The sequence below is a fragment of the Halorubrum sp. SS7 genome (assembly GCF_005435055.1).
GTDB classification, from domain to species: Archaea; Halobacteriota; Halobacteria; order Halobacteriales; family Haloferacaceae; genus Halorubrum; species Halorubrum salinarum.
The window spans coordinates 1-323 of sequence record NZ_SGXV01000469.1; the positions used below are offsets into that span (position 1 = coordinate 1).

Below are 323 nucleotides of genomic sequence, written 5' to 3' on the forward strand. Positions count from 1 at the left end.
AAGAACATGACCGTCCCGCCGAACGTGACGGAGGAGAGGTCGCAGTCGCCACCCACGTCGAGGTGGACGAAGTCGGCCTGTTCGCCCACGGACGCGGAACTGGCCTCGAGCGAGCCGCCGACCTCGGCTTCCCGCAGCGTCAGCAGCTCCTCGAACGTCCCGAGCGAGAGGTCCATATCGCCGTCGATTTCGGCCCCCTGGAACGTCGTCACGTCCCCGAAAGAGACCCCACTGAACGCGCAGTCCCCGGCGACGCGCGTCCGCTGGAACGAGAACCGCTTCGCGACCGAGGCGGCGTCGAAGTCGACGCCCCGCCGGTTCGC

At 68.7% G+C, this 323-nt stretch carries 1 pseudogene; it reads right to left on the reverse strand.

Features of this window, described 5'->3' with window-relative positions:
* Positions 1-323: pseudogene (locus EXE44_RS20530) on the reverse strand (hypothetical protein); the annotation flags it as partial.